General features: G+C 65.7%; 13 protein-coding genes and 1 pseudogene. 6 read left to right on the top strand and 8 right to left on the bottom strand.

All coding sequences use genetic code 11. The features are described 5' to 3' along the window. Nucleotides 1-77: 77 nt before the first annotated feature. Nucleotides 78-2,240: a prolyl oligopeptidase family serine peptidase gene (locus BUA26_RS08540; protein WP_072759537.1), complete on the bottom strand. Its 2,163-nt coding sequence runs from the start codon at nt 2,238-2,240 to the stop codon at nt 78-80. Nucleotides 2,241-2,419: 179 nt separating this feature from the next. Next, nucleotides 2,420-3,244, bottom strand: coding sequence for an energy transducer TonB (locus BUA26_RS08535; RefSeq protein ID WP_072759536.1), 825 nt, complete (start codon nt 3,242-3,244; stop codon nt 2,420-2,422). Nucleotides 3,245-3,311: 67 nt separating this feature from the next. On the opposite strand from BUA26_RS08535, the pseudogene BUA26_RS08530 reads away from it, so the two are divergent. Then, a pseudogene (locus BUA26_RS08530) lies at nt 3,312-3,572 on the top strand (prolyl oligopeptidase family serine peptidase); the annotation flags it as partial. A 113-nt stretch (nt 3,573-3,685) separates the two neighbouring features. Here the strand turns inward: BUA26_RS08530 and BUA26_RS08525 are convergent. Both BUA26_RS08525 and BUA26_RS08520 read right to left on the bottom strand, forming a co-directional pair. Further along, complete coding sequence (locus tag BUA26_RS08525; protein WP_072759535.1) at nt 3,686-4,036, bottom strand: cupredoxin domain-containing protein; 351 nt, start codon at nt 4,034-4,036, stop codon at nt 3,686-3,688. Between the two features lie 10 nt (nt 4,037-4,046). Continuing rightward, nucleotides 4,047-4,589: a DUF4142 domain-containing protein gene (locus tag BUA26_RS08520; protein ID WP_072759534.1), complete on the bottom strand. Its 543-nt coding sequence runs from the start codon at nt 4,587-4,589 to the stop codon at nt 4,047-4,049. 208 nt (nt 4,590-4,797) lie between these two features. Here BUA26_RS08520 and folE point away from each other — a divergent pair, with 208 nt between their 5' ends. Both folE and BUA26_RS08510 read left to right on the top strand, forming a co-directional pair. Then, nucleotides 4,798-5,406: a GTP cyclohydrolase I gene (folE, locus tag BUA26_RS08515; RefSeq protein WP_143154243.1), complete on the top strand. Its 609-nt coding sequence runs from the start codon at nt 4,798-4,800 to the stop codon at nt 5,404-5,406. A 55-nt stretch (nt 5,407-5,461) separates the two neighbouring features. Then, entirely contained in the window at nt 5,462-6,169 is a 708-nt protein-coding gene (locus tag BUA26_RS08510; RefSeq protein ID WP_072759531.1) for an RNA polymerase sigma factor, read from the top strand. A gap of 85 nt (nt 6,170-6,254) precedes the next feature. Here the strand turns inward: BUA26_RS08510 and eda are convergent, their stop codons facing one another. The 4 genes from eda to zwf all read right to left on the bottom strand — a co-directional run bounded on the left by eda (nt 6,255) and on the right by zwf (nt 11,286). Then, entirely contained in the window at nt 6,255-6,908 is a 654-nt protein-coding gene (gene eda, locus BUA26_RS08505) for a bifunctional 4-hydroxy-2-oxoglutarate aldolase/2-dehydro-3-deoxy-phosphogluconate aldolase (protein WP_072759530.1), read from the bottom strand. 158 nt (nt 6,909-7,066) lie between these two features. Next, entirely contained in the window at nt 7,067-8,884 is a 1,818-nt protein-coding gene (gene edd, locus BUA26_RS08500) for a phosphogluconate dehydratase (protein ID WP_072759528.1), read from the bottom strand. A 105-nt stretch (nt 8,885-8,989) separates the two neighbouring features. Next, a complete protein-coding gene (pgl, locus tag BUA26_RS08495; RefSeq protein ID WP_072759526.1) occupies nt 8,990-9,703 on the bottom strand; it encodes a 6-phosphogluconolactonase in 714 nt (237 codons plus the stop codon). A gap of 122 nt (nt 9,704-9,825) precedes the next feature. Continuing rightward, nucleotides 9,826-11,286 (bottom strand): glucose-6-phosphate dehydrogenase, encoded by a 1,461-nt coding sequence (gene zwf, locus BUA26_RS08490; protein ID WP_072759524.1) that lies wholly within the window; start codon nt 11,284-11,286, stop codon nt 9,826-9,828. A 221-nt stretch (nt 11,287-11,507) separates the two neighbouring features. Here zwf and BUA26_RS08485 point away from each other — a divergent pair, with 221 nt between their 5' ends. From BUA26_RS08485 to nagA, 3 genes are all read left to right on the top strand, one after another. Then, a complete protein-coding gene (locus BUA26_RS08485; RefSeq protein WP_072759505.1) occupies nt 11,508-12,260 on the top strand; it encodes a GntR family transcriptional regulator in 753 nt (250 codons plus the stop codon). Between the two features lie 22 nt (nt 12,261-12,282). After that, entirely contained in the window at nt 12,283-13,314 is a 1,032-nt protein-coding gene (locus tag BUA26_RS08480; RefSeq protein ID WP_072759503.1) for an SIS domain-containing protein, read from the top strand. Nucleotides 13,315-13,441: 127 nt separating this feature from the next. Further along, nucleotides 13,442-14,590, top strand: coding sequence for an N-acetylglucosamine-6-phosphate deacetylase (gene nagA / locus BUA26_RS08475; RefSeq protein ID WP_072759501.1), 1,149 nt, complete (start codon nt 13,442-13,444; stop codon nt 14,588-14,590). The last annotated feature ends 20 nt before the right edge of the window (nt 14,591-14,610 follow it).

Raw genomic sequence — 14,610 nt, 5'->3', positions numbered from 1 at the left:
GCGCCCCGCACCACGCGAGTGGTGGCCATCATGCCGCAGCGATGGCGGGTGAGGTAGCCCCTACGCCGTCACCGCGCTCAAGGCTTGCCATCCAGGCCCAGCTCATGCGCGAAGAACGTCAGCCCGATCGCGGTATCGCCGACGCGCTGACTGAAAGGAGCGCCGATGCCGTGGCCGGCGTTCGTGCGGGTCAGCAGCATGATCGGCTGGGCCGATGAGGTGGCCTTCTGAAGTGCGGCGGTGAATTTGCGCGACTGCCACGGCGCCACCCGCGGATCGTTCGCGCCGGTGGTCATCAGCACGGCCGGATAGGCGGTGTGCAGCTGCACGTTCTGCAGCGGCGAATACGCCAGGGTGGCCTTGAACTGTGCCGGGTCGCTGATCGTGCCGTATTCGCTGACGTTGTACGGGCCGTTCGCGAACGCGGTCTCATGGCGCAGCATGTCGTGGATGCCGACCTTCGCCATTACCGCTCGGTAGTCGCCGGGATGCTGCACGATCTGCGTGCCCATCAGCAGGCCGCCGTTGCTGCCGCCGAGAATGCCCAGGTGGGCGCGGTCGGTCCAGTGCGTGTCGAACAAGGCCAACGCGGCGGCGTGGAAGTCATCGAACACGTTCTGTTTGTGCAACTGCTGCCCTTGCGCGTGCCAAACCTGGCCGTTCTCATTGCCGCCGCGGATGTTCGCGTACGCGAGTACACCGCCACGCTCCAGCCATGCGAGATTCGGGCCGATGAAGCCGGGCTTGATCGGGATATCGAAACCGCCGTAGCTGTACAAGATGGTCGGGCGCGGGCCATTCGGTTTGGTGCCAGCCATCGACAGCACGGTCACCGGAATCCTGGTGCCGTCCTTCGACGTGCCGTCGATGCGCTGCACGGTCACCTTGGAATAATCGACCGCCGGCTTCACCTCGAACACGGTTTTCAGTGTGCCGCTGTGGCCGTCGTATTCCACCCAGCGCTCCGGCGTGGTCCAGCCGCTGTAGCTGATCAGCGCCTTGTCCTGGCCGGATTCGGAAGCGATCTCGCCCACGTCGATCCCGTGCGCCGGCAACGGCAGCTTGCGCACGAACTGGGCCTTGGCGTCGTACTGCTCGACCCACCAGTCCGAGCCCCAGCTGCGAACCACCAGAAAACCGTTGCCAAGCGGAGCGATCTGCTGGATCGCACCATCGCGTTGAGCCAGCATCGTCGCCGGCTTGCCCTCCGCGTCGACCGCCACGATCTTGCCGCGCGGCGCGTCCTGGAACGACGCGACATATAGACGTCCAGACACCCACGCGGCCGTGCGCACGTTCGCAGCGTGATCGAGCACGCGCTGGAACGTGTTGCCGCGACGCAGAAACACCTCGGCCGGGCCGCCGTCGCCGTCGTACGCAAGCACCGCAGCCTGCGCCGTGCCCGGTGCATTCACCAGCACGTATTCGGCAACCTTCGAATAGTTCTCGCCGAACACCACGATATCCGCGGTGGTAGCCTGGCCCAGGGTGTGATGCACCAGCGTGGCATTGAACTGCTCCACCGGCTTGCCAGCGGCCGGTGGCGTGAGGCGCACATAGCTGAAGCCTTTCTCGTCGGCGTCCCAGGCCACGCCCTGCGGCGTGGTGCCGCCGCCGGCCCAGGGCAGCGTGTCGCTGAGCGTCTTGCCGCTGTTGACGTCGAGCACGTGGATGGTGGTCAGTTCGCTGCCACCTTCGGCGGTGCCGTAGGCAAGGTAACGTCCTCCCGGGGACGGCCAGTAGGCGACGATCGCGGTGCTGCCATGGCCGGCGTTCGGATCGACCAGGGTCTTCGCCGCGCCGTTCGGCCAGGCCTGTGCGATCAGTACCGGTTGTGGCTGCGGCGGCGTCTGCTGCATGTAGAACAGCGTGCCGCCGGCCAGCATCGGGCCAGAGCGCGTGGTCGAGGTGATCGACAGTTGTTGCACGCGCGCGGTGAGCGCCTTGCCCTGCGGCATGGCGGCCAGTTCGGCCTCGGTATAGGCGTTCTGCGCCTTGATCCACTGCTGCACGGTCGGGTCGTCCGGGTTTTCCAGCCAGCGGTACGGATCTTTCACGGTAACGCCATGGATCACACTGGCGTCGGCGTGTTGCGGTGTCGGCGGCGGCAGCGGCGCGGTGCCGGCGATCAGCGACACGTCGCCGTGCGTCGGCTTGTGCGGTTCGACGGGCGGCAGTTGTGCGGCACAGGCGACGCCCGCGGCAAACAACGTGACGGCGACAACGAAGGCAAGACGCATGGGGCAACTCCGCAATGGGTCGGGTTCCGCAGGGTAGCGCGCCGGCGCAGCGAGTGCAGCGGCGGCACCCTCCCCGCTACCAAACATTGGTGCGGCTGACCGAATTACGTCGGCACGGCGTGGCACGGTTCAATGCGAGCTGATGACGGTGGCTGGTTCACTCGGCCTTTTCCGAGCGATCAAAGTTGCATCCTTACGGGATTGACCATGCGCGGCTGCAGCACACTTGAAATTCCGGAGTGCCAGCTTCGGTCCGCCTCTGCACCCACATCGAAGCCCGTTTTTTCCATGAAATTCCGATCCGTTTCACTCATTTCTTTGAATAGGTCTCTCTCGCTGGAACCTTGCTTGGCGGCGCCGCAAAAGCCTTTGGAAGCAACTCTCCTTCCGCTTCTTTCGGGGAAAGAAGCGGCTACTCGATTCAGATTGAAATTTATAATAACGCGCAGTCGTGCAGGCACCGGCATGCCATCCATCTGCTCGGGGATATAGGAATCCTGCAATAGGCTGTCCTTGGCGGCTTGGACAAGAAGCCTGCCTGCGCGCCCTCCAACAGACGTTTGCGAATCGGTGATGGTCAGTTTTCCATCAGTCTGCAGTTCACCGATGATCGCGACATTGCCTTCCGCGCGCTCACGTATTGCGTCAGGAGGGTAACGTGGGATGAATTTCTTGTCCCACTTCGGCCCCTGACTGACGTATTTGATGGTCAGCACGTATTTGCCGGAAGCATCGGCTATTGCTTCGAACTTCACCTCGATGAAGGTGTGCACGGGCAACGGCTTTCCGTCCCGCTGCGCCGGTACGAAACGCCAGTGTTTGAGTGCAAGATCAAGTACGGCAGCAATCGGTTTGGCGACGCCGGCATCGACTTGCGTCTGCGTCACTTCACCCTGCGCATTTACATCCGCGCCAACCACAAAAGTCTGTTGACGCGTGTTGTCAGCCCACGCCGGCAACGTCCAGGCCAGCAACAACACGAGCAACCAGCGCATGCTTTTCATTGTTGATCATCCCCTGTGATGTCGCCGTAGTATGCGCGAATGGGCATCATGCCGCAGGCACCAGATGCCCATCGAGTACGCCGATCAACTGCAGGATCCGCTGCTGATCGAGCACGGCGTGGTCGACGACAACGTGATGGCCAGTGACTCGATCCGCCTGTACCAGCGCCTCATCGAACTGCACAAGCAGAACTTCTGGATGTCGCTGTATCCGGTGGAGCGGCATGGCTTCATGCATGCGGATTCGTGGCACGACGAATACCAGCGGATTGTTGAGTTGTTCAACACCTATGTGAAGCCGGTTAAGGATGCTGTCGTCGGGAATTGATCGAGCCACAGCCGGACGTCAGATTGGATAGACCAAATGGGTCGGCGTTGCGGCGTCGCGTGCAAATACGCGACGCCGCAACCCCCGAAGCGGGCTTTGGAGTCCTCGCCGGTTTACTTGACCACCAGCGTGGCGGTCATGGTGGGGTGGAATTTGCAGAAGAACGCGAGCATGCCGGTGGTGGCGGTGACACGCCCGCTGGCACCCGGTTTCAGGTCGACGTCGAAGTGGCCGTCGCGTGCGGTGGCGCTGTGTTCGAGGATGTCTTTATTGGTCCATTCGATGATGTCGCCGGCGCGTACGTCGGTCGGCATGGGGCCGTACTGCATCTTGTCGATCACGATCCTGTGCACGCGATGGGCCTGCGCCGCCGCAGGCTGCTTCGCCGTGCTGGCGGCGCTGGCCGGCGCGATACCACCGGTCAACGCCAGTAAGCCAGCGAGAAGAATCATCGTGCGGAGCATCGGGTGCTCCTTACTTCAGGTTCTGCGCGAGATGCTCTGCATGCATCTGGTGCGACTGGAACAGCTTGAGGCCGGTCTCCAGCAGCGACTTCAGTTCCGCGTTCTGCGCCGACGGGATCAACGTATCGCTCAGCGCGCCATTGACGGCCTGGTGATACGCCACCTCGTTGTCGACGTAGGCCTTGTCGAACGCGTTCCCCTTGAGTGCGGCCAGCTTCTTGATTTCGGCGGCGGCATGCTTCGACAGCGACTGACTGGTCGGATTGTCCTGTGGCGTCACGCCCAGCTTTTTCACCAGCGCCAGTGCCTGCACGTTGACCGCGGCATGATCGCGCGCCATCTCCTCGGCGAACGCGCGCACGTCTTTGTTGCTGGATTTCTCCAGCGCCTGCTTGGCGGCGGTGATGTCGATCTCGCCGGCGGTATAGGCGATGTGGGCGATCTGCGCGTCGTTGATGGCCGGGGCGGGGCTGGCTGCCGGGGTCTGGGCCTGCACGCTGGCAACGGAAGCGATGCCGAAAGCGAGGGCGAGAGCGAGCAGTGGCTTGTTCATGAGTGTTGTCTCCTTGAAGTGGACGAACGGATGCGGCGAGGGTCGCGGTCGAACCGGCCGGTGCCCTCGCCTGCGTCCATGGGATGCGGTAGCGGCGGGCAGGTTCCGGCTTCTGTGAGCCGCCGCCGGGAACCTCGCCGCTGGCCGCTGCATCGGATCGGTGTCGCTCACTAGCGAACCCGCAGCCATGCTCGAATCCGACCAGGTCATGTCCGCCGCCGTTGCCACGGCAGCTTCCGTCGCCCCCGAAGCCGCGCGCCCGTCGCGGGCCGAGGCGGAAGCGGCGGTGCGCACACTGATCCGCTGGGCCGGCGACGAGCCGTCGCGCGAAGGCTTGCTGGCCACGCCGGCGCGGGTGGTACGTGCCTATGAGGAATGGTTTTCCGGCTATCGGCAGGATCCGGCCAGCCTGCTCAGCCGCACGTTCGAGGAAGTCGGCGGTTACGACGATCTGGTGGTCTTGCGGGATATCCCGCTGCAGTCGACCTGCGAACACCACATGGCGGCGATCCGCGGGGTGGTGCACATCGCCTATCTGCCCAACCGGCGGGTGGTCGGCATTTCCAAGCTGGCGCGGCTGGTGGAGGCCTGCGGCCGGCGCCTGCAGATTCAGGAGCGGCTGACCGCCGAGATCGCCGACACGCTGGCGCACGTGCTGCAGCCTCATGGCGTGGCGGTGATCGTGCAGGCCAGCCACGAATGCCTGTCGTCGCGTGGGGTGCGCTTGCACGGGGTGTCGATGCTGACCCGGCGCCTGCTGGGGCAGTTCGCGCAGGAGCCGCAGCGCCGCGAGATCCTGGCGCAGTTGGCGGGATGAGCCGGGAACCTCAGGCGATGCCGCTGCATCCGATCAGGTGTAAAAGGAGAGAACCATGACATCGCCCGTCCGACTGGTACCCGTCGATTACGCCGCGCTGGACGACAACGCTCTGGTGGCGCTGGTCCGCGGTGGCCAGCGCGAAGCGTTCCGGCACATCATGCAGCGCTGCAATCAGCGGCTGTTCCGTATCGCACGCAGCGTGGTCGGCGAGGATGCGGAAGCGGAAGATGTGCTGCAGGAATCGTACATGCGTGCCTACGACAAGCTGGACACGTTCCGCGGCGATTCGACCCTGCTGACCTGGCTGACCAGCATCGTGCTGAACGAAGCACGCGGGCGGCTGCGCAAGCGCCATACCATGGTGGGGCTGGAGCAGATCGATGCGGCACCGGACGATACGCATCACGTCATCCAGTTTCCCTCGAAATTCGGCAATGAGGATCCAGCCGTGTCCGCTGCCCGCGCCCAGATTCGCCATCTGCTCGAACACGCCATCGACGAATTGCCGGAGGCATTCCGCACCGTCTACGTGATGCGCGAGATCGAGGAATGCACGGTCGAGGAAACCGCCACCTTGCTTGCGATCAAGCCGGAGACGGTGAAGACCCGCCTGCATCGCGCGCGCCGCCTGTTGCGCACTTCGTTGCATGGCACTCTGGCCGCCACCATGGGCGAGGCGTTCCCGTTCATGGGCCAGCGCTGCGCCCGCGTCACCGAGGCGGTGATGGCGCGATTGGAGGCGGAGTCGCGGCTGCTGTAGGAGCCCGCTCGCGGGCGATGCTCTTCGTCACGTTGTACAGAAAGAGCATCGCCCGCGATGCGGGCTCCTACCAGCAGTGGCAGGGTTATCCGGGCTTGCGCAGGCCGGCCGCTTCGCGCGCCAGCAGTTCGATCGCGGGCCAGTCGCCGCTGGCGAGCAGGTTGGCCGGGGTCAGCCATGAGCCGCCCACGCAGATCACATTCGGCAGGGCGAGGAAATCCGGTGCGCTGGCGAGGCTGATGCCGCCGGTGGGACAGAAGCGGACCTGCGGCAACGGGCTGGCCCATGCGCCGAGCAGCTTGTGGCCGCCGGCCGGTACCGCCGGAAAGAATTTCAGGTGGCGATAGCCGCGCTCGAGCATGGCCATCACTTCGCTGGCGGTGGCGGCACCGGGCAGCAGTGGCAGTTCGCTGTCGTCGGCGGCATCGAGCAGGTGCGGCGACACGCCGGGCGATACCGCGAAGCGCGCGCCGGCTTGTTGCGCAGCCTTCAGGTCGCGTGCGCTGAGCACGGTGCCGACCCCGATCATCGCGCCTTCCACCTCGGCGGCGATCGCACGGATTGCCTCCAGCGCGGCGGAAGTGCGCAAGGTGACTTCGATCGCCGGAGTGCCGCCCGCCACCAGTGCACGGGCCATCGGCACCGCGGCGCGTACGTCGTCGATCACCACTACCGGTATCACCGGCGCCAGCCGCATCGTGGTTTCGATCTGTTGCTGCTTGAGTTCGATGCCGCTCATGAGGTCACTCGCTGAGTGTGATTTTGTGGGAGCGCAGCCAAGAAGTTCCGGTCGTGCGCGAAATCTTTTGTGGGAGCGACTTCAGTCGCGATGCATCGGTGTCATTACAGGCAAAGCTATCGCGACTGAAGTCGCTCCCACAGGTGAGGCGTGATCGTTCACAGCACGCCCGCGCCGAGGTCGGCGGTAGCTGCCGCCTGCCGGAACAAGCTGAACAGTTCGCGGCCCATGCCGCTGTGCTGGGTGGACAGGTCGGCGGTGTGTGGCAGGCGCGCATCCAGTTCGTGCTGTTCCATCAGGACGTCCAGACGTCCATTCGCCGCATCGAGACGGATCATGTCGCCGTTGCGTATCTTCGCGATATTGCCGCCGGCGACCGCCTCGGGCGTGACGTGGATTGCCGCCGGTACGCGACCGGAGGCGCCGGACATGCGTCCGTCGGTGAGCAGCGCGATGCGGTGGCCGCGATCCTGCAGCAGCGCCAGCGTGGGGGTGAGTTTGTGCAGTTCGGGCATGCCGTTCGCCTGCGGGCCCTGGAAGCGCACCACCGCCACGAAATCGCGATTGAGTTCGCCGCGCTTGAACGCCGTGGCCACCTCGTCCTGGTCGCTGAACACGATGGCGGGAGCCTCGATCACCTGCCTATCGTCCGGTACCGACGACACCTTGATCACCGCGCGGCCGAGATTGCCCTGCAGCATGCGCAGGCCACCGTCGGCGCGGAAGGGTTCGTCGGTGCCGCGCAAGACGCCGCGGTTGCCGCTCTGCTTGTCGACGGGTTTCCAGTGCAGTGCGCCGTCGTCGTTGAGATAGGGCACTTGTGCATAGCCTTCCATGCCGCCGCCGAAGAGGGTGTTGACGTCGCCATGCAACAGGCCGGCGCCTAACAGCTGGTCGATCAGGAACGCCATGCCGCCGGCCTGGTGGAACTGGTTCACGTCGGCGTAGCCGTTCGGGTACACGCGGGCCAGCAGGGGGATCACGCCGGACAGCGCGTCGAAATCGTCCCAGCGCAATTGGATGCCGGCGGCATGGGCGATCGCTACCAGATGCAGCAGGTGATTGGTGGAGCCGCCGGTGGCGTGCAAGCCGATCACGCCGTTGATGATCGCGCGCTCGTCGACGATGTGGCCGATCGGCAGGTAGTGCTCGCCTAGCGCGCTGAGCGATGCGACCCGTCGAACCACCTCGGCGGTGAGCGCGTCGCGCAGCGGCGTATCCGGTGCCTCGAAACTGGCGCCGGGCAGGTGCAGGCCCATGATCTCCATCAGCATCTGGTTGGAGTTCGCGGTGCCGTAGAAGGTGCAGGTGCCGGCGGTGTGGTACGACGCGGCTTCGGCTTCGAGCAGCTCGGCCTTGCTGGCCTTGCCGTCGGCCCAGGCCTGGCGCACTTTCGATTTCTGTTCGTTCGGGATACCGCTGGGCATCGGCCCGCTGGGCACGAACGCGCCGGGCAGATGGCCGAAACTCAGTGCGCCGATCAGCAAGCCCGGCACGATCTTGTCGCAGATGCCCAGGTACAGCGCGCCGTCGAACATGTCGTGCGACAACGCCACCGCGGTGGCCATCGCCACCAGGTCGCGCGAGAACAGCGACAGCTGCATGCCGGCGCGGCCCTGGGTGACGCCGTCGCACATCGCCGGTACGCCGCCGGCGACCTGGGCAGTGAAGCCGGCATCGCGGGCGATCTGGCGGATCAGCGCGGGATAGCGCTCGTATGGCTGATGCGCCGACAACATGTCGTTGTAGGCGGTAACGATGGCGAGGTTGACGCGCCGGCCGCTGCGCAGGGCGGCCTTGTCCTCGCTGCCGCAGGCGGCGAAGCCGTGCGCGAGGTTGCCGCAGGACAGGTGTTCGCGCTGCGGGCCGCTACGATCGATCGCATCGATCCGCGCGAGATAGGCCGCCCGCGTCTCGCGGCTGCGCTCGCGCAGGCGTTCGGTGACTTCGGCGACAACGGGATGCAGCGTGTTCATGACTCAGGTCCAGAAGTGAGTGAAGAGGAGTGAGAAACGAGTGAGAAGCAGGCGAGGCGGGTGCAGTTCACTCGTTTCTCACTCCTCTCCACTCGTTTCTCGCTCTCAAGGGCACCAGTACACCGCCACCGGCACGCGCTGCTGGGTCAGCACGGCGCGCACCGGGTAGTTCCGCGCGGTATCGAGGCCCAGCCGTGCATCGGCAAGCAGGTCGCGTTTCTTTTCGCCAGAGACCAGCAGATACAGCGCGCGGGTATCCAGCACGGTGGGCAGGCTGAGCGTGATGCGCGGCTCGCCGGCAGCGGGCGCACGCATCGGCAGCACGCGGGCGCGGCCATCCAGATCCAGTGCTTCGGCCAGATGATCGCCGCCGGGAAAGAATGACGCGGTATGGCCGTCGTCGCCCATGCCCAGGATCACCGCATCGAACGGCAGCGGCAAGGCGCCGATGCGCGCACTGGCCTCGGCAAGCCCTTCTTCCGGTGTCGGCGCGCCGGTGTACAACGGCACGAACTGCGCGGCGCCGGCGGCGTGTTGCAGTAATAGCGATTTCACCAGCCGCGCATTGGAGCGTTCGTCGCTGTCCGGTACCCAGCGCTCGTCGACCAGGGTGACCTGCACGTTCTCCCAGTCGAGCTCCGCGTGTGCGAGGCGGGCGAAAAATTCCTTGGGCGTGCTGCCGCCGGAGACCGCGAGAACGGCGCGCCCGCGTTCGATCAGTGCGGCGCGCAGGCGCACGGTGACCCGTTCGGCCAGCGCCACGGCTTGTGCCTGGCAATCGGTGAAGCTGTGCGTGGTGACGTTGAGGTGGGCGGTCATGGTTGATGGTGGCGTGCAGCGCGCTCGGTGAATGCCGCTGCGCGTCTAGCGGGGAGGGAAGGCGAAGTCTGCCGAATGTGCCGGCATGGCAAAGTGAAACGAGCGTGTGGATGCCGGGTTGTTCACTGATCCTCGTTCCAGGTACGGCCATCGCGCTCGATCAATGCCACTGCGGCGCTTGGCCCCCAGCTGCCGGCGGTATACGGTCGCGGCGCTTCGCCGCTGGCGGACCAGGCGGCCAGGATAGGACCGGCCCAGCGCCATGCCGCCTCGACCTCGTCGCGACGCATGAACAAGGTCGGGTTGCCGCGCACCACATCCAGCAGGAGTCGCTCGTATGCATCGGGCTGCTGCACGCCGAACGCTTCGGCGAAGCTCATGTCCAGCGGCACATGGCGCAGGCGCAGGCCACCAGGGCCCGGGTGCTTGATGGTCAGCCACAGCTTCACGCCCTCATCCGGCTGCAGCCGCAGCACCAGCCGGTTCTGCGACAAGGTGCCGGCGTCGGCGCTGAAAATCGAATGCGGCACCGGCTTGAAGGTGACCACGATTTCCGACACCCGGCTCGGCAACCGCTTGCCGGTGCGCAGGTAGAACGGCACGCCGGCCCAGCGCCAGTTGGCGATCTCGGCCTTCAATGCCACGAAGGTCTCGGTGTTGGATTTGTTGTTGCCCAGTTCGTCCGGATAACCCGGCACGCTGGCGCCTTCGGCCACACCGGCGCGGTATTGGCCGCGCACGGTGAGCTGGGAGACGTTGCTCTCGTCGATGGCCTTGAGGGAATGCAGCACCTTCAGCTTCTCGTCGCGCACCGCATCGGGCGCCAGTGACGAAGGCGGTTCCATGGCCACCATGCACAGCAGCTGCAGCATGTGGTTCTGCACCATGTCGCGCAGCGCGCCGGCGCGATCGTAGTACGCGCCGCGATGGCCGACGCCCAGCGTTTCGGCCACGGTGATCTGCACGTGGTCGATGTGCCCGGCATTCCACAGCGGTTCGAACAAGGCATTGCCGAAACGCAGCACCAGCAGGTTCTGCACGGTCTCCTTGCCGAGATAGTGGTCGATGCGGAAGGTCTGCGACTCGGTGAACACCTTGCCGACCGCGTCGTTGATCTGGTTCGCGCTGGCGAGGTCGCGGCCGATCGGCTTTTCCAGCACCACCCGCGAAGCGCCCTGGTTGAGTCCGTAGTGGCCCAGCCGGGTGCAGATGTCGACAAAGAGCTCCGGCGAAGTCGACAGGTAGAACACTCGTACGTGATCGGGCTGCGCGCCGATGAAGCCGGCGAATTCGTCCCAGCCGGCATCCTTGCGCGCGTCCAGCGAGCGGTAGAACACCTGCTGCAGGAACACGTCGAGCTTCGCCGCGTCGCAGATGCCGATCAGCGCCTCGCGCAACAGCGCGCGGTAGCCGGCATCGTTCAGCGCTTCGCGGGCGATGCCCACGATCCGGCTGCTGGCCGGGATCTGGCCATCGAGGAAGCGGTGGAACAGGGCCGGCAGCAGTTTGCGCACGGCGAGATCGCCAGTGCCGCCGAAGATCACCAGGTCGAACGGTTCGACCGATTGGGAGGAAGCAGTCACGCAGTCACCTCGACACGATGCCGGATGGCGGGCAGGGGCCGAATGGCGCAACGCCCGGGTTCTTGCAGATGGTACCAGTGAAATACCAGAACGACCACCGGGCTGCATACGAATTCACTGCCACCTGTTATGTTTCCGAAATCCGCGCCAGACATGACTTGCGATGTAGGCATGGCAATGCGGGCTTGCGTTAACTGGTTTGCTATTGGTATCTTTGCCGGATGGAAACCGCCCTGGCCAACGAATACCGCAGAATCTGCCAAGATCCGGCCACGCATCAGCCGCTGGCCTATCTGCGCCTGCGCCGGGCGATCCGCAATATCGTCGAGCATCGCGACATCGAACCGGGTCAGGCACTGCCCAGCGAACGCGACCTGTCGCAGGCGCTGAAGCTGTCGCGAGTGACCGTGCGCAAGGCGATCGCCGGGCTGGTCGAGGAAGGCCTGCTGACCCAACGCCACGGCGCCGGCACCTTCATCGCCGAGCGCATCGTCAAGCCGATGTCGCGGCTGACCAGTTTCACCGAGGATCTGCATGAGCGCGGGCTGCATCCGCGTTCGGAATTCTTCGAGCGCGGCATCGGCGAAGTGACCCCGGAAGAATCGATGGCGCTGAACCTGTCGCCCGGCTCGCTGGTAGTGCGGCTGCACCGCGTGCGCTACGGCCAGGACGAGCCGCTGGCGATCGAGCGCAGCGTGGTGCCGGCCAGCGTGCTACCCGATCCGATGCTGGTACACGACTCGCTGTACGAAGCACTCGAAAAACTCAACGCCCGCCCGCGCCGCGCACTGCAACGGCTGCGTGCGGTGTCGCTGAATGCGCAGCAGGCCCGGCTGCTGCATGTCAGCGTGGGTAGCGCGGGGCTGAGCATCGAACGCCGCAGCTTTCTCGACGACGGCCGCGTGGTCGAGTTCACCTGTTCCTGGTATCGCGGCGACATCTACGATTTTGTCGCCGAACTGCAAACCGACTGAGGCTATCTTGAACACATCCGCCATGACTGCCCGCGACACCTTGATGTACCGCGAAGCGCACGAAACCGCCGACGTGGTCGCGCGCCAGTTCGCCGCCAACGAGGCGGTGGTTGCCGCGTTGGCGCAAGAGCTGCGCGCACGGCCGCCGCGCTTCATCGTCACCTGTGCGCGTGGCAGTTCCGATCACGCCGCGGCGTATGCGAAGTACGTGTTCGAGACCCAGCTCGGTATCGTCACCGCGTCGGTGTCGCCGTCGGTCACCTCGGTGTATGCAGCCGAGCAGCAGTGGCAGGATGCGCTGTTCATCGCGATCTCGCAGTCGGGCAAGAGCCCGGACCTCCTGCGCAACGCGCAGGCGGCGAAGATTGCCGGCGCCCGCGTGGTGGCCTTGGTGAATGTGGAGGATTCGCCGCTGGCGGCGCTGGCCGATACGGTGATCCCGCTGCACGCCGGGCCGGAGCGCAGCGTGGCGGCGACCAAGAGCTATATCGCCGCGCTGGCTGCGGTGCTGCACCTGTGCGCGCGCTGGCGCGGCGATGACGAACTGGGCGCGGCGCTGCAGGCGTTGCCCGATGCTTTGCGCGCCGGATGGGACGCCGATTGGTCGGCATTGAGCGAAGGCCTGGTCGATGCGCACAACCTGTTCGTGGTGGGGCGTGGCTTCGGCCTGGGCATCGCGCTGGAGGCGGCGCTGAAGTTCAAGGAAACCTGCGGCCTGCACGCCGAGGCGTTCAGCGCGGCCGAGGTGAAGCACGGGCCGATGGCGCTGGTCGGCCCCGACTTTCCGGTGCTGTGTTTCGCGCAGGACGACGACACGCTGGAGGGCACGCTCGCGGTGGCGCGCGAATTCCGCGGTCGCGGCGCGCAGGTTTTCGTGGCGGCACCCGGGTTGCAGGGTGCGGGCATGCTGCCGGTAATCGGTGGCCTGCCGGCGCTGTGCACGCCGCTGCTGATCATCCAGAGCTTCTATCGCGCGGCGAGCGAGCTGGCCTTGCGCCGCGGCTTCAATCCTGACGTGCCGCCGCATCTCAACAAGGTGACCGAAACGGTCTGAGGGCGAGGCGTGAGTGGAGAGGAGTGAGAAACGAGAGGAAGCCCAAGCCGGCTCGCTCGTGATCCTCCGTTTCGCTCTCTCTCGTTCTCACTCCTCGCCCCATCACTCACTTCTCGCTTCTAGCCCTATGACTCTTGCCCTCACCAACGCCCGCGTACTCACTCCCGATGGCTGGCGCAACGATCTCGCCGTGCTGCTCGATGGCGAGCGCATCGTCGATCTGCTGCCACTGTCCGATCCGCGCGTAGGCGCGGCGACCGTGCATGACCTGCACGGCGCGATGCTGCTGCCGGGTTTCATCGACACGCAGGTGAATGGCGGTGGCGGTGTGCTGTTCAACGACGCGCCCACGGTGGAAACGATTCGCCGCATTGGCGCGGCGCACCGGCGTTACGGCACTACCGGCTTCTTGCCGACCCTGATCAGCGACAGCGTCGACGTGATGCGCGCGGCGCTCGCCGCAGTGGAGCAGGCGCTGGCCGAAGGCGTGCCCGGCGTACTCGGCATTCATCTGGAAGGGCCGTATCTGGCGCCGGCCCGCAAAGGCGTACACGACCCGAAATTTTTCCACACGCCCGGCAGCGAGGAATTGGCGCTGCTGTGCGCGCCGCACCGCGGTGTGCGGTTGCTCACGCTGGCGCCGGAGCGCGTACCGTCGGCCAGCATCGGTGCGCTGGCTGCCGCCGGCGTGATCGTCTGCGCCGGCCACACCGCGGCCGACTACGCCACGACGCATGCAGCGCTGGCTGCCGGCGCACGCGGCTTCACTCATCTGTTCAATGCGATGACGCCGCTAGGCAGTCGCGAACCCGGCGTGGTGGGTGCCGCGCTGGAAGATGCGGATAGCTGGTGCGGCATCATCGTCGACGGCCATCACGTGCATCCGGCCAGCCTGCGCGTGGCGATCGCCGCCAAGTCGCGCGGCAAGATGGTACTGGTTACCGACGCGATGCCGCCGGTCGGTGCAGCCGATCCGAGCTACCTGCTCAACGGCGAGACGATCACTGTGAAGGACGGCATCTGCCAGACCGCGCAAGGCGTACTGGCCGGCTCCGCACTGGACATGGCTGGCGCCGTGCGCAACGCCGTGCAGATGCTCGGCCTGCCGCTGGATGAAGCGGTGCGCATGGCCAGCACCTATCCGGCCGATTTTCTCGGCCTCGGCGCCACGCACGGACGTATCGCCCCGGGCTACCAGGCCGATCTGGTGGTGCTGGATGACGACTTCCGCGTCCAGCGGAGCTGGATAGGTGGCGTGGACGATGGTGGCGCCTAGCCTCAAGCCACATCGTTGAC

This window comes from Rhodanobacter sp. OK091, from assembly GCF_900142825.1.
Lineage (GTDB): Bacteria > Pseudomonadota > Gammaproteobacteria > Xanthomonadales > Rhodanobacteraceae > Rhodanobacter.
The sequence above is the reverse complement of the archived record's forward strand: the minus strand, read 5'-3'. Positions and strand labels throughout refer to the sequence as shown.

What these genes read in the sequence shown, in the direction of transcription:
- BUA26_RS08540 (WP_072759537.1), bottom strand. Translation starts at nt 2,240, where the DNA reads ATGCGTCTTGCCTTCGTTGTCGCCGTCACGTTGTTTGCCGCGGGCGTC.
- BUA26_RS08535 (WP_072759536.1), bottom strand. Translation starts at nt 3,244, where the DNA reads ATGAAAAGCATGCGCTGGTTGCTCGTGTTGTTGCTGGCCTGGACGTTG.
- BUA26_RS08525 (WP_072759535.1), bottom strand. Translation starts at nt 4,036, where the DNA reads ATGCTCCGCACGATGATTCTTCTCGCTGGCTTACTGGCGTTGACCGGT.
- BUA26_RS08520 (WP_072759534.1), bottom strand. Translation starts at nt 4,589, where the DNA reads ATGAACAAGCCACTGCTCGCTCTCGCCCTCGCTTTCGGCATCGCTTCC.
- folE (WP_143154243.1), top strand. Translation starts at nt 4,798, where the DNA reads ATGTCCGCCGCCGTTGCCACGGCAGCTTCCGTCGCCCCCGAAGCCGCG.
- BUA26_RS08510 (WP_072759531.1), top strand. Translation starts at nt 5,462, where the DNA reads ATGACATCGCCCGTCCGACTGGTACCCGTCGATTACGCCGCGCTGGAC.
- eda (WP_072759530.1), bottom strand. Translation starts at nt 6,908, where the DNA reads ATGAGCGGCATCGAACTCAAGCAGCAACAGATCGAAACCACGATGCGG.
- edd (WP_072759528.1), bottom strand. Translation starts at nt 8,884, where the DNA reads ATGAACACGCTGCATCCCGTTGTCGCCGAAGTCACCGAACGCCTGCGC.
- pgl (WP_072759526.1), bottom strand. Translation starts at nt 9,703, where the DNA reads ATGACCGCCCACCTCAACGTCACCACGCACAGCTTCACCGATTGCCAG.
- BUA26_RS08485 (WP_072759505.1), top strand. Translation starts at nt 11,508, where the DNA reads ATGGAAACCGCCCTGGCCAACGAATACCGCAGAATCTGCCAAGATCCG.
- BUA26_RS08480 (WP_072759503.1), top strand. Translation starts at nt 12,283, where the DNA reads ATGACTGCCCGCGACACCTTGATGTACCGCGAAGCGCACGAAACCGCC.
- nagA (WP_072759501.1), top strand. Translation starts at nt 13,442, where the DNA reads ATGACTCTTGCCCTCACCAACGCCCGCGTACTCACTCCCGATGGCTGG.